The 25,065-nt window shown below is 62.7% G+C and carries 25 protein-coding genes; 20 read left to right on the forward strand and 5 right to left on the reverse strand.

The features are described from left to right. Window positions 1–18: 18 nt before the first annotated feature. Complete coding sequence (locus tag C6W88_RS19120) at window positions 19–1,590, reverse strand: ABC transporter substrate-binding protein (RefSeq protein ID WP_108133617.1); 1,572 nt, start codon at window positions 1,588–1,590, stop codon at window positions 19–21. A 444-nt stretch (window positions 1,591–2,034) separates the two neighbouring features. Beyond that, window positions 2,035–2,682, reverse strand: coding sequence for a carbonate dehydratase (can, locus tag C6W88_RS19125; protein WP_108133618.1), 648 nt, complete (start codon window positions 2,680–2,682; stop codon window positions 2,035–2,037). 222 nt (window positions 2,683–2,904) lie between these two features. Between can and gorA the strand changes: the two genes are divergently transcribed. The 12 genes from gorA (at window position 2,905) to C6W88_RS19185 (ending at window position 15,792) form a co-directional block, all read left to right on the forward strand. Beyond that, the gene (gene gorA / locus C6W88_RS19130; RefSeq protein ID WP_231498707.1) at window positions 2,905–4,266 is read left to right on the forward strand and encodes a glutathione-disulfide reductase; all 1,362 of its coding nucleotides are present in this window, start codon (window positions 2,905–2,907) and stop codon (window positions 4,264–4,266) included. A gap of 311 nt (window positions 4,267–4,577) precedes the next feature. Beyond that, the gene (gene ectA, locus C6W88_RS19135; RefSeq protein WP_108133620.1) at window positions 4,578–5,156 is read left to right on the forward strand and encodes a diaminobutyrate acetyltransferase; all 579 of its coding nucleotides are present in this window, start codon (window positions 4,578–4,580) and stop codon (window positions 5,154–5,156) included. Between the two features lie 85 nt (window positions 5,157–5,241). Continuing rightward, entirely contained in the window at window positions 5,242–6,507 is a 1,266-nt protein-coding gene (gene ectB, locus C6W88_RS19140) for a diaminobutyrate--2-oxoglutarate transaminase (RefSeq protein ID WP_045992067.1), read from the forward strand. A gap of 194 nt (window positions 6,508–6,701) precedes the next feature. After that, on the forward strand, window positions 6,702–7,094 hold the full coding sequence (locus C6W88_RS19145) for an ectoine synthase (protein ID WP_045992068.1): 393 nt from the start codon (window positions 6,702–6,704) through the stop codon (window positions 7,092–7,094). 245 nt (window positions 7,095–7,339) lie between these two features. Further along, window positions 7,340–8,311, forward strand: a complete 972-nt coding sequence (locus C6W88_RS19150) for a SphA family protein (RefSeq protein ID WP_052704298.1) — start codon at window positions 7,340–7,342, stop codon at window positions 8,309–8,311. Window positions 8,312–8,908: 597 nt separating this feature from the next. Beyond that, window positions 8,909–9,916 carry a TRAP transporter substrate-binding protein gene (locus C6W88_RS19155; RefSeq protein ID WP_045992069.1) on the forward strand — a complete coding sequence of 336 codons (1,008 nt, stop codon included), beginning with the start codon at window positions 8,909–8,911 and terminating at the stop codon, window positions 9,914–9,916. Between the two features lie 57 nt (window positions 9,917–9,973). Beyond that, complete coding sequence (locus C6W88_RS19160; protein ID WP_231498708.1) at window positions 9,974–10,603, forward strand: TRAP transporter small permease; 630 nt, start codon at window positions 9,974–9,976, stop codon at window positions 10,601–10,603. Window positions 10,604–10,605: 2 nt separating this feature from the next. Further along, window positions 10,606–11,886, forward strand: a complete 1,281-nt coding sequence (locus C6W88_RS19165; protein WP_108133621.1) for a TRAP transporter large permease — start codon at window positions 10,606–10,608, stop codon at window positions 11,884–11,886. Between the two features lie 74 nt (window positions 11,887–11,960). Further along, complete coding sequence (locus C6W88_RS19170; protein ID WP_108133622.1) at window positions 11,961–13,103, forward strand: mandelate racemase/muconate lactonizing enzyme family protein; 1,143 nt, start codon at window positions 11,961–11,963, stop codon at window positions 13,101–13,103. Further along, window positions 13,100–13,963: an amidohydrolase family protein gene (locus C6W88_RS19175; protein ID WP_231498709.1), complete on the forward strand. Its 864-nt coding sequence runs from the start codon at window positions 13,100–13,102 to the stop codon at window positions 13,961–13,963. The genes C6W88_RS19170 and C6W88_RS19175 overlap by 4 nt, the downstream gene beginning before the upstream one ends. Window positions 13,964–14,013: 50 nt before the next feature. Further along, entirely contained in the window at window positions 14,014–14,826 is an 813-nt protein-coding gene (locus C6W88_RS19180) for an NAD-dependent epimerase/dehydratase family protein (protein WP_108133623.1), read from the forward strand. Between the two features lie 207 nt (window positions 14,827–15,033). Then, window positions 15,034–15,792, forward strand: a complete 759-nt coding sequence (locus tag C6W88_RS19185) for a FadR/GntR family transcriptional regulator (RefSeq protein ID WP_108133624.1) — start codon at window positions 15,034–15,036, stop codon at window positions 15,790–15,792. Window positions 15,793–16,419: 627 nt separating this feature from the next. Here the strand turns inward: C6W88_RS19185 and C6W88_RS19195 are convergent. Then, window positions 16,420–17,103 (reverse strand): type 1 glutamine amidotransferase domain-containing protein, encoded by a 684-nt coding sequence (locus tag C6W88_RS19195; protein WP_108133626.1) that lies wholly within the window; start codon window positions 17,101–17,103, stop codon window positions 16,420–16,422. A gap of 450 nt (window positions 17,104–17,553) precedes the next feature. On the opposite strand from C6W88_RS19195, the gene C6W88_RS19200 reads away from it, so the two are divergent. From C6W88_RS19200 to yidD, 6 genes are all read left to right on the forward strand, one after another. Continuing rightward, entirely contained in the window at window positions 17,554–18,405 is an 852-nt protein-coding gene (locus tag C6W88_RS19200) for an ATP-dependent zinc protease family protein (protein ID WP_108133627.1), read from the forward strand. Window positions 18,406–18,466: 61 nt separating this feature from the next. After that, window positions 18,467–19,981 carry an inactive transglutaminase family protein gene (locus C6W88_RS19205; RefSeq protein WP_108133628.1) on the forward strand — a complete coding sequence of 505 codons (1,515 nt, stop codon included), beginning with the start codon at window positions 18,467–18,469 and terminating at the stop codon, window positions 19,979–19,981. Window positions 19,982–19,984: 3 nt separating this feature from the next. Then, on the forward strand, window positions 19,985–20,965 hold the full coding sequence (locus C6W88_RS19210; RefSeq protein WP_045992077.1) for an alpha-L-glutamate ligase-like protein: 981 nt from the start codon (window positions 19,985–19,987) through the stop codon (window positions 20,963–20,965). Between the two features lie 72 nt (window positions 20,966–21,037). Then, window positions 21,038–21,556: a Fur family transcriptional regulator gene (locus C6W88_RS19215; protein ID WP_108133629.1), complete on the forward strand. Its 519-nt coding sequence runs from the start codon at window positions 21,038–21,040 to the stop codon at window positions 21,554–21,556. Between the two features lie 5 nt (window positions 21,557–21,561). Beyond that, window positions 21,562–22,005, forward strand: a complete 444-nt coding sequence (gene hisI, locus C6W88_RS19220; protein ID WP_108133630.1) for a phosphoribosyl-AMP cyclohydrolase — start codon at window positions 21,562–21,564, stop codon at window positions 22,003–22,005. 100 nt (window positions 22,006–22,105) lie between these two features. Then, window positions 22,106–22,405: a membrane protein insertion efficiency factor YidD gene (yidD, locus tag C6W88_RS19225; protein WP_197037158.1), complete on the forward strand. Its 300-nt coding sequence runs from the start codon at window positions 22,106–22,108 to the stop codon at window positions 22,403–22,405. Between the two features lie 34 nt (window positions 22,406–22,439). On the opposite strand, the gene C6W88_RS19230 is transcribed toward yidD, so the two are convergent. Further along, on the reverse strand, window positions 22,440–22,865 hold the full coding sequence (locus tag C6W88_RS19230) for a SufE family protein (protein WP_045992080.1): 426 nt from the start codon (window positions 22,863–22,865) through the stop codon (window positions 22,440–22,442). Window positions 22,866–23,038: 173 nt separating this feature from the next. Here C6W88_RS19230 and C6W88_RS19235 point away from each other — a divergent pair, with 173 nt between their 5' ends. Beyond that, the gene (locus C6W88_RS19235; RefSeq protein WP_045992081.1) at window positions 23,039–23,458 is read left to right on the forward strand and encodes a hypothetical protein; all 420 of its coding nucleotides are present in this window, start codon (window positions 23,039–23,041) and stop codon (window positions 23,456–23,458) included. Next, window positions 23,458–23,616, forward strand: a complete 159-nt coding sequence (locus C6W88_RS21545; RefSeq protein ID WP_156088610.1) for a hypothetical protein — start codon at window positions 23,458–23,460, stop codon at window positions 23,614–23,616. Before C6W88_RS19235 ends, C6W88_RS21545 begins: the two co-directional genes overlap by 1 nt. Window positions 23,617–23,730: 114 nt before the next feature. Here the strand turns inward: C6W88_RS21545 and C6W88_RS19240 are convergent, their stop codons facing one another. Beyond that, window positions 23,731–24,939: a tyrosine-type recombinase/integrase gene (locus tag C6W88_RS19240; protein ID WP_108133632.1), complete on the reverse strand. Its 1,209-nt coding sequence runs from the start codon at window positions 24,937–24,939 to the stop codon at window positions 23,731–23,733. Window positions 24,940–25,065: the final 126 nt, after the last annotated feature.

Consider the following 25,065-nt stretch of genomic DNA (forward strand, 5'->3'; position numbering starts at 1 on the left):
GCGGCGGTGCCTGTCGTCTTACTCTTCTTCGATGACCAGATCCCCGAGGTAGGGGAAGTTCATCACGTTGACCACCGGCTCGATGTCGACGTTGGCCGCCGAGGCCCAGGCCAGGTTCTGCCAGTGCAGCGGAATGAAGGCGGCATCGTCGTAGAGGCCCTGCTCGAGCTCACGCAGCATCTCGCCACGCTTCTCCAGATCCACCTCGAGGTTGGCGTCGACCATCAGCTGGTCGAGCTCCTCGTTGCAGTAGTTGCCGGCGTTGTACTGGCCGCCACCGCTGTCGGCGTCCGGACACTCGGTCAGGTACTGGTGGAAGTTGGCGGAGTCTTCGGTGTCGGAGTGCCAGCCGATCATCATCATGTCGGCGGCGCGGTCGTCGTACTCGCCCCAGTACTGGGCCTTGGGCAGGGTCTTCAGGTCCACCGTGACGTTGATCCGCGCCAGCATGGCGGCTACCGCCTGGGCGATCTTGGCGTCGTTCACGTAGCGGTTGTTGGGCGCCATCATGCTGACCGAGAAGCCGTCCTCATAGCCCGCTTCGGCCATCAGTTCCTTGGCCCGGTCGAGATCGAAACGCGGCTCGAGATCCGGGTTGTGGCCGGAGTAGCCCTCGGGCGAGAACTGGGCGGCCGGGGTGGCGAAGCCCTTCATCAGACGATCGGCGATGCCTTCCTGGTTGATCGCGTAGTTGAAGGCCTGGCGAACACGCGGGTCCTGGAAGGCCTCGACCCGCTCCTGGTTCATGTGGAACAGGATGATGCGGGTGCCCGACATGGTCACCAGATTGGTGTCCTCGTCGCTCTCGATGCGCTCCAGATCGTTGGGCGGTACCGGCGCGATGAAGTCGACGTCACCGGACAGCAGGGCGGCGACGCGGGTGGCGTTCTCGCCGATCGGGGTCAGGGTGATGGCGTCGACGTTGCCCGGGGACTCGCTGTCCCAGTAGTCATCGAAGCGTTCGAAGTCGACTCGAACGCCCTGCTGGCGGTTGGTCACCTGGAAGGGCCCGGTACCGGAGATGTTGCGCGAGGCGTAGGAGTTGCCGTTCTTGACGATCTCGTCCTTGGCCTTGCCGCCGTCGGTCTCGCCGGAATAGAACTGGCTGTCCATCGGGAAGATGTAGGTGGCCATGTTCAGCAGCAGCGGGTTGGGCCGCTTGGAGATGATCTCCACGGTGTGCTCATCGACCACGTTGACCGTCTCGATGGGCTCGAAGATCGCCTTGAAGTCCGGGCTGCGCTTGAGGCGCTCGACGGTCCAGGCGACGTCCTCGGCGGTGAAGGGGTTGCCGGAATGGAAGGTGACCCCTTCGCGCAGGCTGATGCGCATGGTGGTGTCGTCGACCTGCTCCCACTCGGTGGCGAGTCTGGGCTCGAACTCGAAGTCCTTGGTCCAGCGCACCAGCGGATCGAAGGCCATGTGCGACAGTTGCAGGATACCGCCGGAGAGCTGCTCATGGATGTCCAGCGACACCGGATCGGCGTCGTAGGCCATGCGCAGGGTGTTTTCGGCCAGTGCGGTCTGGGGCAGGGCAGCCGTCAGCATGGCGGCACCGAGGGCACCGGCCAGAAGGGTCTTCTTGAACATGGAAGGAGTTCCTGCTTGTTGAGGTTGTTGTAATTGCCAGTCGGGCGCCTTGGTCAATGTTGTAAGCGCCGGCTAGTCAATGTCCTGCATCAACATAGTGAGGTGTCGCGTTTAAACACAATCGAAATTGTGACAGCACCCATGCGAGGAACGAATATGGGCCAGGGGAGCGTGTCCTCAAGGGGCAGACAAGCGGTGAGCGACGAGAAGGTGGCGCAGACAGGAAAGTAAGGGAAAATAGAGGATCTGAGGTAGCCGGCGGAGGCGAGTGAGGTAACCGCAAGTGGTGGCGGCAAATTGAAGACCACAGGCGCAGCCGAAGAACAGCAAGTGCAAGTGCCCCCGAACGCAATTCGGGGGCGCGAAAGGGCAATCGACACAGCGCCGAGGCGACAGCGGTGCCCAGGGTCGCCTGGCGGTCAATCGGTCAGTTCAGGCCAGCCGTCACTGCTGGGGCGGACAGACGCGATCGATACGATAGAGCTGGGCGACCTGGTCCAGGCCGTGCACGCTGCATTCTAGGTCGGTGACGCGACCGTCACTGAGGCCATAGACCCAGCCGTGCACCGACAGCGCCTGGCCGCGCTGCCAGGCACGCTGGACGATCTTGGTACGACACAGTGTCTTGACCTGAGACTGGACGTTGAGCTCGCACATGCGATCCACCTGCTCGTCCAACGGCAGATGCTCGAGTTCCGAGCGATGCATGCTGTAGAGCTCGCGTACGCTGTGCAACCAGTTGTCCACCATACCGTTCTCGCCGCCGGTGACCGCAGCGCGCACGCCGCCACAGTTGTAGTGGCCGACGATCATGATGTGACGTACCTTGAGCACGTCCACCGCGAACTGCACCACCGACAGGGCGTTCATGTCATTGTGGTAGAGCAGGTTGGCGACGTTACGGTGGACGAACACCTCACCCGGGGGAAGGTCGATGATCTGGTTGGCCGGCACGCGGCTGTCGGAACAACCGATCCACAGATACTCCGGGCTTTGCTGCTGAGCAAGGCGGGCAAAGAAATCAGGGTCTTCCTGGCAGATTCTGTCGGCCCAGGCCCGATTATTGGCGAGCAGATTGTCGATATCACTCATGAACTTTCCCCGTGCAAGCAGTGGATGGCTAAAGTGGTGCATGTTTTTACCCCCCTCGGTCAAGGTGGTCAAGCACCCTCCCGTGGTAGCCAGCCCGCTGGTATCATGGGAAGGTTTCCCATCCTGGTGGGCCTCGAGGCAGGTCCCTGGTAGGCCAGGCCCCTAATGATCCGAAAGCGGTCCCGACAACAAGGGCCCCAGCAACAGAATCAGGAGACGCAAGTGTCACAATTCGACTATGACCTCTTTGTCATCGGTGCCGGCTCCGGTGGTGTCCGCGCTGCCCGTACCGCGGCGGCAACCGGGGCCAGGGTGGCCGTCGCCGAGGATCGCTACCTCGGCGGTACCTGCGTCAACGTGGGCTGCGTGCCCAAGAAGCTCTACTCCTACGCCGCACACTTCCACGAGGCTTTCGACGACGCTCGCGGCTTCGGCTGGCAGCTCGACCAGGCGCCGAGCTTCGACTGGGCGACCCTGCGCGACAACAAGATCGGTGAGATCAAGCGACTCAACGGCATCTACGGCAAGCTGCTGGACAACGCCGGGGTACGCCTGATCAACGGTCGCGCCAAGGTGGTGGACGAACACCGTGTCGAGGTTGGCGGCGAGACCATCAGCGCCGAGAAGATCCTGGTGGCGGTGGGTGGCTGGCCCTGGGTGCCGCCGTTCCCCGGCAGCGAACTGGCCATGAACTCCAACCAGATCTTCGACCTGGACGAGTTTCCCAAGCGCTTTCTGGTGCTTGGCGGCGGCTATATCGCCGTGGAGTTCGCCAGCATCTTCAACGGCCTGGGCGCCGACGCCCACCTGCTGTATCGCGGCGAGCTGTTCCTGCGCGGCTTCGACCAGGAGGTGCGTGAGTTCACCCGCGACGAGATGGCCAAGAAGGGCGTCAACCTGCACTTCAACACCAACATCGAGTCCCTCGAGAAGGTCGAAGGCGGGATCAAGGCCACCCTGACCAATGGCGAGACCCTTGAGGTGGATGCGGTGCTGTCCGCCACCGGCCGCAAGCCCCATCTTGAAGGCCTGGGCCTGGACCAGCTCGACATCGCGCTCAACGAGAACGGCTCCATCCAGGTCAACGATCGCTTCGAGACCTCGGTGCCCTCGATCCTGGCGCTGGGCGACGTGACCGGCGGTCCTGAGCTTACGCCGGTGGCCCTGGCCGAGGCCATGCATCTGGTCGCACACCACTACGGTGACGCGCCCCAGGCGCCGATGAACTACGACAACATCGCCACTGCGGTGTTCTGCCATCCCAACATCGGCACCGTTGGCCTGTCCGAAGAGAAGGCCCGCGAGGTGTGCAAGGCGGTCCGCGTCTACAGCGCCGACTTCCGTCCCATGAAGCACACCCTGTCCGGCAGCGATGAACGCTGCCTGATGAAGCTGATCGTCGACGACGAAAGCGACGTGGTGGTAGGGGCGCACATGGTCGGCGAGGAGGCCGGCGAGGTGATCCAGGGCATCGCCATCGCGGTGCGTGCGGGCCTGACCAAGGCAGCTTTCGATGCCACCGTCGGCATCCACCCGACCGGCGCCGAAGAGTTTGTCACCATGCGCACGCCGACGCGTACCTGAGACCGGCGTCACGATACGACAAGGGCACCAGTGGGTGCCCTTTTTTGTGGCCTTTTCTCGCCGATCCGAAAGGTCCGACTATACTGCTTCAGGCGGACGAAATCGTCTCGTTGGAGAGGCAATCGATTACGCCAAAGGGATAGGGGAGGTGAGCGGCAGCGATCGCTCCGAGCCGCCATGAGACGTGGCCTGGCGCCGCTCGCATAATTTTTTTTTATGCTTCCAGGGGTTAAGAATAATCCAGATTTTGAAATGTCATACTCGACTGTTATAATGGTTGTCCAAATTCGCTACAGCGAAGCATAACGAACATGACCGCAAGCACTGAGCCCTTCACACCATCAGCCGACCTCGCCAAGCCTACGGTGGCAGACGCGGTGGTGGGTCACGAAGCGGCGCCGCTGTTTATTCGCAAGTCCACTCCCGAGGATGGCTGGGGCATCTACGAGCTGGTCAAGTCCTGCCCGCCCCTGGACGTCAACTCCGCCTACGCCTACCTGTTGCTGGCCACCCAGTTCCGTGACAGTTGTGCCGTTGCCACCAACGAGGAAGGCGAGATCGTCGGTTTTGTCTCCGGCTACGTGAAGTCCAATGCTCCGGACACCTACTTTCTATGGCAGGTCGCGGTGGGCGAGAAGGCCCGCGGTACCGGCCTGGCCCGCAGACTGGTCGAAGCCATCCTGACCCGCCCTGAATTTGACGAGGTCCACCACCTCGAGACCACCATCACACCGGATAACCAGGCTTCCTGGGGCTTGTTCCGCCGCCTGGCCGATCGCTGGCAGGCGCCGTTGAACAGCCGCGAGTACTTCTCTACCGACCAATTGGGTGGAGAGCACGATCCGGAAAACCTGGTGCGCATCGGTCCCTTCGACACGACGCGTATCTAACGGCTTCCAGGGTGGTGACAGGGCGCCAGCGTCCGTCGCCACCGATACCCGATAACTTCCCCTACGAACCCGACAGGAGGTCGCAATGCAGACCCAGATCCTCGAACGCATGGAATCCGAAGTTCGTACCTATTCCCGTTCCTTTCCGGTGGTCTTCACCAAGGCGCAGAACGCTCGCCTGACCGACGAGGAAGGCCGCGAGTACATCGACTTTCTGGCCGGTGCCGGCACCTTGAACTACGGCCATAACAACCCGCACCTGAAGCAGGCGCTGGTCGACTATCTGGCCACCGACGGCATCATCCACGGTCTTGATTTCTGGACCGCCGCCAAGCGCGACTATCTGGAGACCCTGGAAGAGGTGATCCTCAAGCCGCGTGGTCTCGACTACAAGGTCCACCTCCCGGGGCCGACCGGCACCAATGCCGTCGAGGCTGCCATTCGCCTCGCTCGTGTCGCCAAGGGTCGTCACAACATCGTGACCTTCACCAATGGCTTCCACGGCGTGACCATGGGGGCGCTGGCCACCACCGGCAACCGCAAGTTCCGCGAGGCGACCGGCGGTATTCCGACCCAGGGTGCGGCCTTCATGCCCTTCGATGGCTACATGGGTAGCGAGACCGATACCCTGGACTACTTCGAGAAGCTGCTCGGCGACAAGTCCGGTGGTCTCGACGTGCCCGCCGCGGTCATCGTCGAAACGGTCCAGGGCGAGGGCGGCATCAATGTGGCCGGCCTGGATTGGCTCAAGCGTCTCGAGGGCATCTGCCGCGACAATGACATCCTGCTGATCATCGATGATATCCAGGCGGGCTGCGGTCGTACCGGCAAGTTCTTCAGCTTCGAGCATGCCGGCATCACACCGGACATCGTCACCAACTCCAAGTCGCTGTCCGCACTCGGCCTGCCGTTCGCCCACGTGCTGATGCGCCCGGAGCTCGACAAGTGGAAGCCGGGTCAGTACAACGGTACCTTCCGTGGCTTCAACCTGGCCTTCGTCACCGCTACCGCTGCCATGCGCAAGTACTGGAGCGACGATACCTTCGAGCGTGACATCCAGCGCAAGGCGCGGATCGTGGAAGAGCGCTTTCAGAAGATCGCCGCCTGGCTTAGCGACAAGGGGTATCCGGCTTCCGAGCGTGGCCGCGGCCTGATGCGCGGCATCGACGTGGAAAGCGGCGATATCGCCGACAAGATCACCGCCAAGGCCTTCGAGAACGGCCTGGTGATCGAGACCAGTGGCCAGGACGGTGAGGTGGTCAAGTGCCTGTGTCCGCTGACCATCACCGACGAGGATCTGATCGAAGGTCTCGATATCCTCGAGCGCAGCACCCACGAGGCGCTAAGCTGAAACAGGATACGCCCTCAGGCTATCTGCGGGCAGGCGCCAGCAGCAAGGTGCCGCTGATCCTGCCCTGAGCAATATGTAAAGCGAGGGCTCGCCCTCGCTTTTTCTGCGGACGCCACCAGCGCTCGAAGCCTCGCACAGGGCCTTTCGATGCCCGGCACCGCCGACGCCCCCGACACCCGACAACGGAGAATTCGATGATCGTTCGCAACCTGGAAGAAGCCCGTCAGACCGACCGCCTGGTAAAGGCAGAGAACGGTAACTGGGACAGCACCCGCCTGATGCTCGCCGATGACGGCGGTCAGTGTTCCTTCCACATCACCCGTATCTTCGAGGGTACCGAGACCCACATCCACTACAAGCATCACTTCGAGGCGGTGTTCTGCATCGAGGGCGAAGGCGAGGTGGAGACCCTGGCCGACGGCAAGATCTGGCCGATCAAGCCGGGCGACATCTACATCCTGGATCAGCATGACGAGCACCTGCTGCGTGCTTCCAAGACCATGCACCTGGCCTGCGTGTTCACTCCGGGCCTGACGGGCAAGGAAGTGCACCGCGAAGATGGCTCCTACGCGCCCGCCGGCGAGTAAGGGCGTACCCGGAACTCGCTTCCCGCACCCGACAACGGCGCCCCTTGGGGCGCCGTTGTCGTATCTGGCCAATCGACCGAAGTAATCGCAGGACGACCGAAGTAGTCGCAGGACGCTGGAGGTAGACGTCACGGGAAGAGCAGCAGGGTACGCGGGGGCATAGGAGGCAGGTACGTCAAAATTGTGCCCAAAAGTTCGTAGTGCTTCCTATACTTTGCAGCAAACTTCTCAATGGAACCGTCCCCATGGCCATTTGTCGCCCCCGACTCCTGACCTCCGGTATGTATCACTACCTGCTGGCAGCGCCGATCCTCGGTGCAGCACTGCTGGCCCCAGCGACGGCTCATGCCTCGGAAGGTGGCAGCAGCATCTATGTACCGGGCGCCTATAACGACTTTGCCGCAGGCTTGGCCCCGCCACCCGGGGTCTATGCGCGCAACGACCTGGTGCGCTACGAGGGCGATATCGGCGCGCGCCCCCTGGGCGGGCGGCTGTCGGCGGGTCTCGACCAGACGCTGTGGTTCAACCTGCTCAAGCTGACCTGGGTGACCGACGTCGAGTGGCTCGGTGCCACCTACATCGCCGGGATCAATCTTCCCTACGTGTTTGACGTCAGCGTCGATCTCGAGGCCAGCATCCCAGGCCAGGAACGCTTCAACACCGGAAGCAACAGCGGCTTCGGTGATCCGTACCTGGTGCCGGTCGCCCTCAACTGGGCCAACGGGACTCACCACACCACGGCGGCGGTGGGTATCAATATTCCGGTGGGGCGCTACGACGAGGACGATCGGATCAACCTGGGGCGGCACTACTGGTCGATCGATCCCACCATTACCTACAGCTGGCTGCCCGAAAGCGGATGGGACCTGTCGATGACCGCGGGCATCCTGTTCAACTTCAAGAACGATGCCACCGACTACACCACCGGCGACGAGTTTCACCTAGACGTTCTGGCGGCGAAGTACCTGACACCAAGCTTCGGACTGGGTCTGGCCGGGTACGTTTACGAACAGCTCGAGTCGGACTCGGGACCGGTACCGGATCGCCTGGAAGATGGTTTTCGCAGTAGCGGGGCAGGGGTAGGGCCGGCCTTCATGAAGAGTGTCTCACTGGGCCAGGCGCCGGTCACCTTGATCGGCAAGTGGCTTCACGATGTGTCATCCGAAAATCGCTTCGATGGTGATACGGTGTCGCTGTCGGCAGCCTGGGCCTTCTAGCCACCTCCCCACCTCCCGACCAGCGCCCGATCCGATGGTTCGGGCGCGCCGCCTCGATTCTTCCCTCGAACGAATCTCCGCCATGTTCTCGGGCGCTCAGCGGCGCCCGATTCTCCCGTTGTTCTGCATCGATATTGTCTGCGCTGAATGTCTTTATCAGCCGAGGCCTTGCTCGTCCCACGAGACTTCCTGTCGCCTATGCAGCTTATGCTGCACATGGACACAGCGGGTCACGCGTCACGCTCTAAAATGACAGCATTTTACAAATAAACTGCCGCTGCAGCGGGGCCTCTCTGCACCAGAGACAGGTTTCGGACAGGTCGTTATTGCCTGCGAATAAAGGGCTTTTCCGAAAAATGTCGATCATGTTGGCCGCCTTGGCTAACGCACCTCGACAGTGGCATTGCACTTTAGTCAAAAAGTGTCAGGAAGGGGTTGCAGCCAGGAAGTCCTCTCTTCTACTTTGTCATACATAGTATGCCATGGTTTCCAGAAAACGGCTCAGGCCATCGCCATGTGATGGCAGTACGAGAGGGCCGGACACTTGCCCAACCGGGTATGACAACAACGCCAACAAGGTCAACCAGAGGACTCGCCATGAATCCCGCCGCTTCACGCAAGCTCACCCGCGCCATCCATCTTGCCGGCCTGGCCGCGACCACCGCCTTGCTGGCAACGCCAGCCCTGGCCGAACAGTGGCGCGGCTGGAATATTCATCCTCCCGAGTACCCCAACAGCATTGCGCTGGAGACCTTCGCCAAGGAGGTGGACGAGCGAACGGAAGGGCGCATCACGCCAAAGGTCTATCACAACGCCGTGCTGGGGGATCAGCCCGATGCCATCGAGCAGACCCGCAACGGTGCTCTGGATTTCGGCAACTTCAACATGGGCCCCATGGGTCCGATGGTGCCGGCGGCCAACGTACTCTCGCTGCCTTTCATCTTTGAAAGTGAAGAGCGCATGTACGAACTGATGGATGGCGAGATCGGCGAACGCTTCGCCGCAGCGATGGAGGAGCAGGGCCTGGTCGCGCTGGGTTGGTTCGGGGCAGGCTCGCGCAGCCTCTACAACACCGACCATCCGGTCGAGACTCCGAAAGATGTCGAGGGCATGAAGGTCCGGGTCATGAACAACGACCTCTACGTCGACATGATCGATGCGCTGGGTGGCAACGCCACCCCCATGGCCTACGGTGAGGTTTACCAATCGCTGACGACCGGTGTGATCGACGGCGCCGAGAACAACTTCCCGTCCTACGAATCCAGCGGTCACTACGAGGTTGCCGGCTACTACTCGCTGACCAACCACCTGGTCATTCCCGAGTGCCTGTGCATGGCCCGCAGTACCTGGGACGAGCTGTCCGAAGAGGACCAGGCGGCGGTCCGGGAGGCCGGGCAGGTCGCCACCGAGCAGCAGCGTGAACTGTGGGAAGAGCGTACCGCGGCCAGTCGGCAAACGGCGCTGGACGCAGGCGTCGAGATCAATGAGGTTCCGGACAAATCAGAATTCCAGGCGCTGATGCAACCGGTCTATGAGGGCTTTCTTGCCGAGAACCCGGACCTAGCCTCGCTGGTCGACGACATTCGTGCGGCTCAGGCCGACTGATCCCATTGATACGAGAGCCCCGTCCCCGGTGCCGGGGGCGGGCGGGGAGGCTGATGCGTGAACGCACCCACCGACACCTCTGACGTCGGGTCCGAGCAAACCGAGTCAGAGCAAGAGGGCGCCACGGTACGCCGTGGTGCCTTTCCTCCGGCATCGCCGGAGTCACGAAGCATACGCTACAAGCGAGAAACACCCAGCCGACTGGACCGCATCCTCGACAGTATCGCCCATGGTTGCATCATGGTGGCCGGGGTGCTGCTGGTGTTGCTGATCATCACCTTTGGCTGGCTGGTATTTGGCCGCTACGTGCTCAATGACACCCCCACCTGGGTCGAGCAGACGGCGCTTCTGAGCGTGGCCTACATCACCTTTCTCGGCGCCGCTGCTGGCGTTCGTCACAACAGCCACCTGTCCATCGACCTGCTACGCGACAACATGCCGGCGCCGATCAAGGGTCTGATGCACCATCTGGCGGATCTGTTCGTGGTGGCCTTTGGCGGCTTCATGGCCTGGCAGGGCTGGCAGTTGATGATGACCAACCTGGCACGACCTATCCCGATGCTCGGACTCTCCGAAAGCTGGCGTGCCGCGCCGCTGGCGATCTGTGGCGCGCTGATGGTGCTGTTCGCTGTGGCCAACATCGTCAAGCGGCTTGGCGGCCGGCACAACCCGACCCAGGAGGACTGAGCATGGGACTCGCTATCGTTTTTGGACTCTTTGCCCTGGGACTGGCCGTCGGCGCTCCGGTGGCCTTTGCGGTAGGACTGGCAGCAGTAGGGGGCTTTCTCTATGAGGGACTGCCGCTGTTCGTGGCATTCCAGCGCATCCTCTCGGGCATTTCAGTGTTTTCCCTGCTGGCCATTCCGTTCTTTATCTTCGCCGGCGAGCTGATGCTGCACGGCGGTATTTCCCAGCGCCTGGTGCGCCTGGCCTCTGCCGCAGTGGGCCGGGTGCGCGGAGGGCTCGGGGTGGTCAATGTGACCTCTTCGATGCTGTTCGGCGGGATTTCCGGTTCCGCGGTGGCGGACACCTCGGCGCTCGGCTCCATCCTGATTCCGGTGATGAAGGAGAAGGGCTACGACGCGGACTACGCGGTCAACGTGACGGTGACCTCGTCGGTGGCTGGGGTGGTGATTCCGCCCAGCCACAACATGATCCTCTACGCCGTGGCGGCAGGGGGCGGCCTGTCCATCACCAAGCTGTTCATGGCGGGCATCGTGCCGGGCATCCTGATGTGTGGCCTGCTGGCCCTTGCCGCCTATCTGGTAGCGGTCAAGCGTGGTTACCAGGGCGAACGCTTTCCGGGCTGGCAGGCGCTGGCGATCAGCTTTGCCGCCGCACTGCCAGGGTTGCTGACCGCGGTCATCATCGTGGGCGGCGTGCTGTCCGGCGTGCTGACGGTGACCGAGTCAGGCGCCTTCGGGGCCATCTACGCCATCGTCGTCACCGCGCTGGTCTATCGTGAGCTGCGCTGGGCATCGTTCAAGCAGGCGGTCTATCAGTCGGTGCGCACCACCGCGCTGGTGATGATCCTGGTCGGCTGCGCCTCGGCGTTCTCCTATCTGCTCGCCCTCTATAGCGTGCCGGAGTTGCTGTCCAACACACTGCTCGGGATCACCGACAATCCGCTCGCCATCCTGCTGATGCTGAACCTGATCCTGCTGGCACTCGGCATGATCATGGACATGGCGGCGCTGATCCTGATCTGCACGCCGATCTTCCTGCCGATTGCCGCCCAGTTCGGCATGGATCCGATCCAGTTCGGCATCATGATGATGATGAATCTGGGGCTGGGGCTGTGCACGCCGCCGGTGGGTGCCTGCCTGTTTGTCGGCAGCGTGGTCGGCAAGATCAAGATTGAGCAGACCGTTCGCACCATCTGGCCGTTTTACCTGGCGTTGTTCGCCGCTCTGATGCTGGTGACCTACGTTCCGGCACTGTCCATGGCGCTGCCCAACATGCTGGAGTGATGGCGACCATGCCAAGCCAGCCTTTGACGAGGCGCCACACACCGCTGACCACCTACAGGAAAAGAGGCACACCGATGAAGATCGCCAGGGTCGAGACCCATCTGCTGGATCATCCCCTTGAACAGGCCTTCGAAAGTGCTTCCATGCGCTTCGAACGCCGCCAGCACTGCCTGGTGGAGATCACCTGCGAAGACGGCACCGTCGGCTGGGGGGAGTGCCTCGGTCCGGCCCAGGCCAACGCCGCGGTAGTGGCCACCTACGCCGACACCCTGATCGGCGCCAACCCGCTGGAGCATGAAAGACTGTGGCTCGTGCTCTACAACCGGCTGCGTGACCAGGGCCAGAGGGGGCTGACCATGACCGCCCTCAGCGGCATCGACATCGCGCTGTGGGACATCAAGGGCAAGCACTACGGTGCCAGCGTGTCGGAGCTCTTGGGAGGGCGTTTTCGCGAACGCGTCCAGGCCTACGCCACCGGCTCCTTTCGTCGCGATGGCGTGGACCGGGTCAGTGATATCGCCGCGGAGGTGGCGGGCTACGCCGAGGAAGGCTTTCACGGGGTCAAGATCAAGATCGGCTTCAACGTCGAGGAAGATCTTCGGGTCATCGCCGCCGTGCGCGAGGCCATCGGTCCCGATCGGCGTCTGATGATCGATGCCAACCACGGCTATGACCTGCTGGAGGCCCTCGAGGTCGGCAAGCGGGCGGCGTCTTTCGACGTCGACTGGTTCGAGGAACCGGTACTGCCGGAGCAGATTCATACCTATCGCGCGGTGCGCGATGGCCAGCCTCTACCGGTCGCCAGTGGCGAGAACTGGCATGGCCGCTACGCCATGCAGGAGCCGCTGGCCAGTCGCGCCATCGATATCTGCCAGCCCGACATATGCGGCGTCGGCGGCTTCACCGAAATGCGGCGCGTCGTGGATATGGCGGCGCTTCATGGCGTGCGTCTGATTCCCCATGTGTGGGGCACCGCCGTGTGCATCGCCGCCAGCCTTCAGGCCATGGCGGCGCTGCCGCCCAATCCGCCCAGACGTGAGCCGATCGAACCCATCATGGAGTTCGATCGGACCCACAATCCATTCCGTCAGGCCATTGTTACCCAGCCGCTGGAGCATGATCAGGGCTGGGTCGATATCCCCGACGGCCCTGGACTTGGCATCGAGATCGATCGCGACGCCCTGACACGTTTCGCCCTCAAGGAGACAACACAGTGATACCGGCCAATACCCGTCCGCTGGAAGGGCGCGCGCCCAGGCTGAAGGCGCCCGCCGGCGCCACCGATTGCCATGCCCACCTGTTTCTGGAAGGCTTCGAGGGACACCCGCAGGCCGCGCCGATCAAGGAGCTCGCGACCCTCGAGGACTTCAGGCGCTATCAGCGCTGGATGGGGCTCGACAGGGTGGTCGTGACCCAGTCCAACGCCTATCAGTTCGACAATGGCGCCTTGCTTGAATCGCTCGACCAACTAGGCCTGGACAAGGCCCGCGGGGTCGCCGTCGTCAGTCCTGACACCCCGTTGAAAACCCTCGAAGACTGGCATGGCCGAGGTGTGCGCGGCGCACGCATCATGAACCTGGGCGGAGGCGCCATGCCGTTGGCTCGCCTGCCCGAGGTCGAGCCGTTGATCGCGCCCCTGGGCTGGCACCTGATGGTGCAGTTCAATGGCCGCGAGCTCGACCAGCACCTGCCGATGCTGGAACGTATCGAGTGTCCGTACATTATCGATCATATCGGCAAGTTCATCGATCCGGTGCCGGCCGATGATCCTCGCGTCGACGCCATTCTCAGGTTGCTCGATCGCGGCAACGCCTGGTTCAAGATCTGCGCCGGTTATGAAACCAGCCTGAGCGGAGGGCCCGACTACGACGACGTCGGCGCCATCGCCCGGCGGGTCATCAACCACGCACCGGAGCGCATCCTCTGGGGCAGCAACTGGCCCCATGTTGGTGTCCCGCGAGATCAGTACCCCGACGACCCTGACCAGCTCGACGTACTGCTGGCCTGGGCCAATGAGCAGCAGCGCCAACGCATCCTGGTCGACAATCCCGCCGAACTGTACGGCTTCGGTCGCTGAAGGCGCGTATCACGAGACACGAGACACGACACCCGAGAAGGAATTCTGACATGTTGAATCGACTGCTGGTCACCGGCGCCGCCGGGGGCCTGGGCACCGCTCTGAGACCTCATTTGAGTCGCTTGGCGAAGGAGGTCCGGCTGTCCGACATGGTCGCCGTCGACCAGGACGTGACCCACGACACCCGCCATGAAGAGATCGTCACGGCAGACCTGACCGACGTCGATGCTGTCGCTCGCCTGGTCGAAGGCTGCGATGGTGTTATCCACCTGGGCGGTGTATCGGTGGAGCGTTCCTGGCAGCAGATCCTGCCGGCCAACATCATGGGCACCTATCACCTCTATGAGGCGGTGCGCCGTCATGACAAGCCGCGGGTGGTATTCGCCAGTTCCAACCACGTCATCGGCTTCTACCCACAGCATCAGCGGCTGGACGCCAAGGTGCCGAAACGCCCGGATTCGCTCTATGGCGTGTCGAAAGGCTTCGGCGAGGACCTCGCCAGCCTGTACTTCGACAAGTTCGGGGTCGAGACCCTGGCGGTGCGTATCGGCTCCTGCTTTCCCGAGCCCGCCGATGCCCGCATGCTGGCCACCTGGATGAGCGTCGAGGATTTCATGGCGTTGCTCGAGCGCGCCTTCTGCGTCCCTGAACTGGGCTACACCGTGGTCTACGGCGCCTCCAACAACGCCGAACAATGGTGGGACAATCGCGAAGCAGGCTTTCTGGGCTGGGTGCCCAGGGATAGCTCGGAACCCTGGCGTGCCAAGATCGAGGCCACGGGAGGGCGGCTGGCTCCCGATGACCCTTCGGTGCGCTTCCAGGGCGGCAAGTTTGCAGGCCAGGGCCACCCTGACGATGAATAGCCACTGAATCGTCGCGGAAAGCCACCAGGCACCAGCGCCTGCGTACAGGTAGAGGGTCCTGCCTGTCATCGGGGACCTGACGCCATCGCCTTGATACACTGGCGTCCTGATAGTCAGTGCTGATCTACAGCCCTGATAAATAGCCCTGAAAAATAGCACTTTGCGGCACGTCGCGTGATTGCCACGCGAACTGAAGAGGAATCGACCATGGCAGCCAAGCCAGCACCCCGCACGGAACCGGCACCGCTAAACGTCAAGAAGCTGACGCGTGAAGGCAGTCTGTCGATGAACGTGGCCGACCAGCTGGAAGGTCTGATCACCGCCGGAACCATCGCCGTCGGCGAGAAGCTGCCGACAGAAAGCGGCCTGTGTGATTCCTTCGGTGTCAGCAGGACGGTGATTCGCGAGGCGGTGGCTCACCTCAAGTCGCTGGGCCTGGTCGAGGCACGGCGTGGCGTCGGCACCACGGTGATCCGGGCCGCACCGGCCGAGGCCATGCCCGCCAAGCGGATTCGTCCGACCACCGTCGAAGACATCCTGCATGTCATCGAGCTGCGGCTTAATCTGGAGCCTGCGGCGGCGGCGTTGGCCGCCGAGCGCTTCGAAGCCGACGACGAGACTCGCCTGCGTGACACCCATGCCGCCTTCGTCAAGGCTCGTCAGCAGCGTAGCCAGGCGCGTAACGAGGACTTCGAGTTCCACCACGCGATTGCCAGGGCCACCCACAATCCGTTCTTCCCCCAGGCGCTGGAGCAACTCAACCTGAGCGCGATTCCGCGCTCGAAGCTGGCGACCAGCGAGGTCAACACCGACTCCACCAGCACCTATCTCAAGCGCGTGGAAGCCGAGCACCAGGACGTGCTCGACGCCATCCTGTCACGCCAGCCCGACGCCGCCAGAGCCGCCATGGCACGCCACCTGGAACGCGCCCGGGAGACCTACCAGCAGTTCAAGGAGAAGGGTTGAGTCAGTGCCGGCCACCAGAGCATCAGATCGTGCTCGTGTGAATGTGAGTGGCCGCCACGTAGGGATGCCAGCTCGATGATCTGAATCCGTTGGGCTCGGTGGGAAGCTACCGCCGAGTTCGAGGTAAGTTCGAGGTAGATAAGGACAGCGATTGATGCGGGGTTCTGGTAACAAGAGGCTGTTATCAGCCTCCACAAGCTTTCATGACCCATGGTTCGCATAATCTATATTATGTTAAATGAGGTGTTTGCCGGTTCTCCCCGACAAGCCTCTGATGCTCTGCTGCCTCCCCTTTGGCGCTTGCGGCCTCCATGTCGATCGTCTGGCTGCTTTTCCATCCTGCACAACCCAGCGACGCTTCCTCTCCGCTTGCGAGCACAGGCTAGCTGGCAGGAACCTCACGTTCGATGTCACATCGTGCCACACCGTCGTCTGAAACCCGTCCTCCGGCATCCAGGCAGGCGTCCTGGAGATGCCAGAGCTGGTAACGGCTTCCTGCGTAGAACCCCATGACGAGTCCGGCGACCAGCGCCGTGGTGACGATAATCGCTATCGTGCGTCTTCCCTGACGATGTCTGGCTGCCATGGTGATGTCCGGATAGAAAAGATCTTGCTGACCGACGGTGATCAGTCGCCCAACGCTTCCAACACCAGTTCGGCCACGCGTCGGCCCGAGGCTGGATTTTGCCCGGTGACCAGCCGCTCATCGACTACGGCGAATGGCTCCCAGGCGCGATCCGCCTTCAAATAGAGCCCGCCACGCTCGACAAGCTCCGTTTCGGTAAGAAACGGCACGATGTCGTCGAGCTTGGCCAGGTGCTCCTCGTGATTGGAGAAGCCGGTCACCTTCATGCCCTTGATCAGGTATTCCCCATCATCCCGGGTCACATTGAGCAAGCCCACGGCACCGTGACACACAGAGGATACGATACCGTCTGCCTCGTAGATGTCCCGACACAGGCGTTGGAGCGTCTCGTTGCCCGGAAAGTCCCAGATGACTCCATGCCCGCCCGCCAGATAGATTGCCCGATAGTCCGCTGCGTTGACCTCGTCCAGGGCCAGCGTCGTACCCAGGCGGTTCATGAAGTCCTTGTTCTGATAGTAGTCCCAGTCAATCGCTTCGGCGGCCGCCAGACTGTGGGGATCGATGGGCGTATAGCCCCCCTTGGGGCTTGCGATGTCGCAGGTCCAGCCAGCCTGTTCGACATGATCGATGAAATGCACGGCTTCACCTAGCCACAGACCCGTGGCTCGATCATGATTGGGATACTTGGCGTGACTGGTCACTACCACAAGAATCTTGTTATCCATGGCGAGGGCTCCGACGAGAACGTTGAACCTTTTAGTCGACTCTGTCGCTATCTTGTTGCGTTATTGTAGTCAGCCTCGTGCTAGCTTCAGCAAAGCACGAAAGGTTCTGCATAGTGGAAGCGGAATGCCCAGGGGCGTGTATAGGGACTTGTGTAGCCGCCAATACTCAGGCAACTCCTTGGGTCTATTGTCCCGATTTCTGATGAGGTAGACATGGGCCCCGCTCAGTAGACACCCTTGCGCTTTTTCAGGGGTGCGGGCTCGGGATTGTGGGCGGTTCTCAGCAGTACAGCGGAGCACCTGAGGCGTGATCAACCCGGCCCCAGCATGGACAGCGCTGGCGTCGCTCCTTATCATCGCTTCAATTTGTCTCGTTCGATTAGCTTCCTCGGAAGTGGTCTTGTCGAGTCACACCATTTTTGTCGATGCCGATACAAGGACGCTAGCGTCATGCCCCTCCGACCGACTCGTTTTCTTTCTTTGGCCGCCGCCGCGATGCTCGGTGGCTGTGCTCTGGCACCGGTCGACGCTCCGCCTCCTCCTGAGCCTCTCACGCCTTCGGAATTCCACGCCGAGATCCGAGGGCTCGAGACGCGCCTGGCGGGACGCTGCGACCTGACCCACGACATGCTCAGTGAACAGGCGGCGCAGGATCGCCGCATGACCGCCGATATCCGCGAAGTCGGTAGCCTGCTGCGCGGCGTACGCCAAGATCTGGCCGGGCTCGAGCGCGGCAGCGCGGAGCCCGGTCCTCGGACGACGCAGTGCGAGGCCAGCACCGAGTCCGGTATCGACAACAAAGAACTGCTGGGTCGCAGCGAGTGGGTTGGCTTGCCCGATGTGGGCACCTATCTGAAGGCGCGGATCGACTCCGGGGCCAACACCTCATCGCTGTCCGCTACCGATGTCACCACCTTCGAACGGGATGGTGACGAATGGGTGCGCTTCAAGCTGGGCCTCAATGAAGAGGATTCGGTGGTCGAGGCCGTGCGCGATGAATGGATCGAGGCACCGGTAGAACGCAAGGTGACCATCGTCCAGGCCAACGGTGAAGAAAGCCGCCCCGTGGTCAGCCTGCTGATGACCCTCGGCCCGCTGCGTGAACAGGTCGAATTCACCCTGAACGACCGCACCCACCTGAGCTATCCCGTCCTGCTTGGCCGTCGTTTCCTGTTGGATATCGCCGTCATCGACGTGGCACGCCACTACCTGCACGACCGTCCCGAATTCCCAGGAGGGGAATCGGCCAGCGAAGCCGCAGACGAGGAAGCGGCCGATCGTGATGATCAGGAACAGCCCTGAGATAACGCTGTGTGCCGACACCCCGGGGCGTCGGCCTTTCGCTCCCGATTAAGGAAGACCCATGTCCAGACTGCCCTTTTATCTGATCGTCGCCCTGCTGATGGTGGTTGGCATCGCGATGAGCATTCACCGCCACGTGGAATTCGAGGTCCCCTGGACGCCGGGTGAACAGCGCCAGGTCTGGGAAATCGAGGCTCAGGTCACCTTCGATGGCCAGGGCGAGCCAGCCAAGGTGGACATGGCCCTGCCCTCCTCTCAGGACGGCTTTCGTGTGCTGACCGAGCACACCGCCTCGCCGGGTTATGGCTTGGCGTTCCTGCAGGAAAACGGCGCACGTCGCGCCGAGTGGTCCACCCGCGAGGCGGTGGGCGATCAGCGCCTCTACTACACCGCCCAGGTACTGGTGACCGAAGGTGCCCGCAAGGCAACCGCTCCGCCCCCGCCGCCGCCGGTGACCGATGTCGCCTGGGAGCGTCCCTACGACACCGCCGCCCAGCAGGTGATCGACCGCGCCTGGGCACGCTCGTCCGACGCCTTTACCTTCGCCCGTGAATTGCTGAGCGAATTCGCCGATGACCGCCAGGGGGAAAATGCCAGGCTACTGCTAACCCAGTTCGATCGTGTGCCGCTGGCCGTGCGCCTGTTGAACCAGGCCGGCGTTGCCGCCCGTGAGGTCAGTGGCCTGATGCTCGACAGCGGCCGTCGGCGCCAGAGCCTGACCTCGTGGATACAGGTCTATGACGGCGACAAGCGCGCACTGTTCAATCCGGCCACCGGCGAACAGGGCAAGCCCGACAACCTGTTGATGTGGGAAAGCGCTGGCAATGCCGTGCTCGAGGTGGAAGGCGGTCGCGATTCACGTATTTCCTTCTCCATGCTGGTACGCAACCAGCCCGCCGCGGCGGCAGTGCGCAGCCAGCTCGCCGAGGACAGCGATACCCTGCTCAACTTCTCGATCCACAGCTTACCGCTCGAGGAACAGGCGCTGTTCCAGACCATCCTGCTGATCCCGATCGGTGCGCTGGTGGTGGTGCTGCTGCGGGTGCTGATCGGCATCAAGACGTCCGGTACCTTCATGCCGGTACTGATTGCCCTGGCCTTCATCCAGACCACCCTGCTCACCGGCCTGGTCGGGTTTCTGCTGGTGGTGGCCGTCGGTCTGGTCATCCGCAGCTATCTGTCACACTTGAATCTATTGCTGGTGGCCAGGGTGACGGCGGTGATAATAACGGTGATAGCGATCATCTCGATCTTCACCGTGCTGTCCTATCGCTTTGGCCTCAATGCGGGCCTGACGATCACCTTCTTCCCGATGATCATCCTGTCCTGGACCATCGAACGGATGTCGATCCTGTGGGAAGAAGAAGGCCCCAAGGAGGTGCTGATCCAGGGCGGCGGCAGCCTGCTGACCGCGGTACTGGCCTATCTGGCGATGAACAATCCTTGGATTCGCCACATCACCTTCAACTTCCTCGGCCTGCAGCTCATCCTGATGGCGCTGATCCTGCTGCTGGGCAACTACACCGGTTACCGGCTGCTCGAACTGCGTCGTTTCAAGCCGGTCACGGAGGACTGAGCCATGCTCAACTGGACCAGTCCCGGCAAGCTCAAGGCCAAGGGCATCATCGGCATGAACCGGCGTAACATCCGTTACATCGGTCGCTATAACAGTCGCAAGCTGTATCCGCTGGTGGATGACAAGCTCAAGACCAAGCTGCTGGCACAGGAATACGGCATCACCACGCCGGAGCATATCGGCACGGTGTCGACCCAGTTTAGTGTCAAGCACATCAGCGAGATGCTGGCGGGCCACAACGGTTTTGTGATCAAGCCGGCCAAGGGCAGCGGCGGCAAGGGCATCCTGGTCATCGAGCGCGTCGAGGGCAAGCACTTCATCAAGCCCAGCGGCGCTGAGCTGGATATCGAGGATGTCGAACGCCACGTCTCCAATATCCTTTCGGGGCTCTATTCGCTTGGAGGCTCCCCGGACGTTGCCCTGGTCGAGGGGCTGATCAACTTCGATACCACCTTCGCTGCCTATACCTACGAAGGGGTGCCGGATATCCGTGTCATCGTGTTCAAGGGCTACCCGGTGATGGCGATGATGCGGCTGTCCACCGCCGCCTCCGACGGCAAGGCCAACCTGCACCAGGGCGCGGTGGGCGTCGGTATCGATATCGCCAGCGGGCGCGCCGTACGAGGCGTCCAGTTCGATCGTTCGCGCACCGATCATCCCGATACCGGCCACGAACTGGCCAGCCTGCAGATCACTGGCTGGACCACCCTTCTTGAACTCGCCTCCGGCTGCTACGAGATGACCGGGCTTGGCTATCTCGGCACCGACATGGTGCTCGATCGTGACCGCGGCCCCATGTTGCTCGAACTGAATGCCCGCCCTGGCCTGGCGATCCAGATGGCCAATGGCGAAGGCTTGCGGCGACGCCTCGATCTGATCGAGGCGCAGACCGAGGAGCGCAGCGCTGCCGAGCGGGTGGCCTTCGCCCAGCACCACTTCGCCCGCCAGGGCGAGCTGCAGGAAGCCCCGGCAGAAGCCATTTGACAGTTTCGCGTGTCTGGCCCGCCGGCGGGCCAGCGCGTAGACTAGGTTGCCGCTTCGTGAATATTGGACCCCATGACCGAAACCGCCCTGCTACAACAGGCTGAAGCTCACTGCGCACATCGTGGCGTGCGTTTCACCCCCATCCGGCGACGTGTACTGGAACTGATCGGTGAGGCCAGCGGTGGCCTCAAGGCTTACGATCTGCTGGATCGGCTAGCCAAGGATCACGCCGCCGCGCGCCCCCCGACGGTGTACCGTGCGCTGGAGTTCCTGATCGAACAGGGGCTGGTACATCGCATCGAGTCGCTCAATGCCTACGTCGCCTGCCCCTGCCCCGAGCATGCCCATCGCTTCCAGCTGCTGATCTGCCGGGACTGCGGGCGCGTCGAGGAATTGCACCTCGACGAGATCAACGAGCAACTGGCAACCCGTGCCAGGACGCTGGGCTTCCAGGTACAGCGCCAGACCATCGAACTGCTTGGCCTGTGCCAGGCCTGCCAAGGCAGCCGCAACGATGGTGCCGAGGAGCGTGCCGACGCCACCGCTGATCCAGTCAATACATCCTCTTCCACCCCCAAGGACGCCACCTGAGCCCCATGACCGACCTGCTCAAACGCCTCGAGCGCGAACCCTGCGATAGCCGTCATTCTCTCGAAGAGGTGCTGGCCAATGTGCGATTCAACGGCGATGGCCTGCTGCCGGCCATCGCCCAGCAGCACGATAGCGGCGAAGTGCTGATGATGGCGTGGATGAACCGGGAGGCGCTGGAGGAAACGCTGCGCACTGGCCGGGTATACTACTACTCCCGCTCCCGCGCCAAGCTGTGGCGCAAGGGCGAGTCTTCCGGCCAGCAGCAGCATCTCAAGAGTGCGTCGCTGGACTGTGACGGCGATACCCTGCTGCTGCAGGTCGAGCAGACCGGTCCGGCCTGCCATACCGGCCGTCGTAGCTGTTTCTATCTGTCCCTGGAGGCTGACAGCGCCCGCATCAGCAGCGCTGCGCTGATCGATCCCGATGAGCTCTACACCAAGGGATCCTGAGTCATCGGCGACGGCCGGGGCTGACAGCGGCCGTGGTCGCGATGATCGATCGCCCCCCGCGCAGGAGCCATCACTCCGAGGGCGCGGACCGAAGCGCTGGCTGGCATGGCCGTTACTGGCGCTGATTCGCCTCTACCAGGGTGTCATCAGCCCATTGCTGGGCCCACGCTGTCGCTACTGGCCAAGCTGCTCGCACTACAGTCACGAAGCCATAACGGTTCACGGCCCGATACGGGGCGGTTGGCTAGCGCTCAAGCGTATTCTGCGCTGCCATCCTGGCGCCAAGGGCGGCATCGATCCTGTGCCTGGCGGGCCCAGCGAGAGGCTTTGCCGCCAGGATCCGGAGCTCGACGAGCGGTTTGAGGTGCGCGGCGACAGCGACTCGAGATCAGCGGACTGACGCGGGCGCCTCGTCGACGCCCAGGGTTCAAGCGTCAGGCAGCTTCCTGCTCCGCGACGCGATAGATGCGCTCGAGCATGGCGTTGAGGCCATTGCTGCGGGTCGGCGACAGGTGCTTGTCGAGACCCAGGTCCTTGAGAAAATGCGGACTGGTGGCGAGGATGTCGCTGGGCTTTCGATCGTTGTAGATGCGCATCAGCACGGCGATCAGCCCTGACACGATGGCGGCGTCCGAGATGGCGGCAAAGTGCAGGGTGTCGCCCTGGCGCTCGTGGTGCATCCACACATTGGACTGACAGCCCTGAATCTTCAGCTCGTCACGCTTGTGCTCATCGGGGAAGGCCGGCAATGCCTTGCCCATGTCGATGATGTACTGATAGCGGTCCATCCAGTTGTCGAACAGTTCAAACTCTTCCAGCAGCTCCTGCTGGGCCTGTTCTGCGGTACTCGTCGTGGTCATGGTGACTCCCTAGAATGCTGCCAGGATTATACCTGCCTGGCCCCGCCGTCGTCCTCCCCCGGTCAGCCCCGGTTCGGAGAACCCGGCCAGGCGTCATGCTAGAATTCGCCCTGAGCGGGTGACAACGGAGCACTCGCTGTCGCTCGCCGCCTAAGCTACATAAAGAGATCGACATGCAAGCGCCAGACCCCCAAGGACAGGGCCCGCATCGCTCACGTGATAGACGACTCGATGCACTGGAAAAGGAGCTCGACCAGTATCTGGGCTCGTCACGGGCCGACAAGACCGGCACGCCGGCCTCCGAGCGAGGCCTGACGCAGCAGCAGCTGGAAGAAATCATCGCTCACCTGGCCGCCCAGCGCCGGGCCAAGCGAGCGGCCATCCTTACCAATCTGCTGGATCTGGCGGATCGCGCGGGCACCACCGTCGGCGCGCTTTCGCTGATTGCGCTGTTCTTCGCCGACAAGGATAGCTCGGGGGCGACGCTGGTGGTGGCCAGCACGGCCAAGCCGCTTTGGGGCGCCTTCGTTGGCTTTGGTCTGGCTCTCGTGGCATCCTATGCCAAGGCCCTGCTCACCTGGAGGGACAAGTGATGACATTCCATATCGCCATGCTGATCATGCTGGGCGCCACCTTGGCGCTGGCGGTGGCTGCCTACCGACTCGACCGTGGCTACAAGTCCGACGTCAAGGCGCTCACCGAGCACGCCAATCGTTATATCGCCCGAAAGCGCGGCCCCCTCGAGCACTAGGCTTGCCTGGTTGGCTCCATTGGCGGGCTCCACTGGTGGGTTCTACTGGCGGGTTCTACTGGCGGATTCTGCTACCCGCCCCCAGCCAGAAACCTGTCCAGGGGGGCTGTTTCTTCATTCCTTATTCTCCCCCCTCCCTTGCCCCCATTTTGGTCCCTCTGCCTGGCCAAGGCCGTGCAGCGACTGCTGGCGATGCCATTCCTCGTCTTCGGTGTGAAGGTAGCGTGTCGTCGTCTCCAGGCGTGAGTGACGTGCCGACTGCGCCAGATAACGAAGCTCCACGCCCGCCTGGGCCTGATGGGTCAGAGCGGTGTGCCTGAGCCAATGCGGCGTAGCCTGTCGTAGCCGTGCCACCGCCTGGGGATCCCCGCCCTGCTCTTCCAGGCAGTCCGCGGCCTGACTGAAGGTCGTGCGTATCAGTCGGTACAACTGGTTGTCACCCAGCGCGGTCTTTCCATCCAGGCGCCTCAACAGTGGCGCTGGATCCCCGGCGGGATCGGCCGGCTCGCCGTAGAGCGTCCGCGCCTCCCGGGCCAGCTCGATCATGTCGGGCGGCACCGGGATTTCGGCAAACTTGCCGCCCTTGCCGACCACCTGCCACCACCAGCGCCCTTCCCGCCTCACCAGATCCCCCATGCGCGCCTGGCTCATCTCGTTGATCCGCGGGGCCAGCAGGTAGGCAAAGCCGAACACCAGCCGCCGCCTGGTCCAGAGAAATCTGGCTCGTCGGTCGGCACCTGGCTCCAGCGGCTCGTTGAGCCAGGCCCACAACCAGTCCCACAGCGGACGCTCCAGATAGCGCTCGACACGCCGCTGGCCATTGTTGAGTCGCCTGCGCTTGTCGCGCATCAATCGAAACGGGTTGCGCGACAGCCAGCCCGCCTCCACCAGCCAGGCCATCATGCCTTGCAGGATCACCAGACTCTGGCGTCGACTTGCCGGGGACAGGGGGCCACGAAACGGCCGCCAACGGGGATCCTGACGCGGTCTGACCGGTCCTACCCACTGCTCACGGGGGCGCGGGTCGGCGAGAAAGGCCTCGAACTCATCAAGGTGACCCCGGGTCATCTGGGTCAACGAAAGGCGGCGCTCTTCAAGCCACAGCAGCAGCCGCTCGGCCTCGCGGCGGTAGGCGCGCTGGGTCTGCGCACTGCCAGCGTATTCGGCAAGCCAGTGGGCCACCGCCTGCCAGTCATCTTCCGCCTCGATCAGGGCCTTCGGGGACGACGAAGACGGTAATTCGCCGTCGACCAGGGTGCCCCCCGGCGTGCTGCCGGCGATCGCCCTGCCGTCCTGTGCCTGTATCGGAGGTGTCTTGCTCATATGACCTGCCCATTGGCTTGCGCCATTGCGTGTCGTCGCTTGGCGCGGCTGAATAGATAGGGTAAGCGGATTAAATGGTTGATCTTACCTTTGCATGAGAGTGAGACAGACCGGCATCTCATCGGA

Source organism: Halomonas litopenaei (assembly GCF_003045775.1).
In the GTDB taxonomy this organism is placed as follows: domain Bacteria; phylum Pseudomonadota; class Gammaproteobacteria; order Pseudomonadales; family Halomonadaceae; genus Halomonas; species Halomonas litopenaei.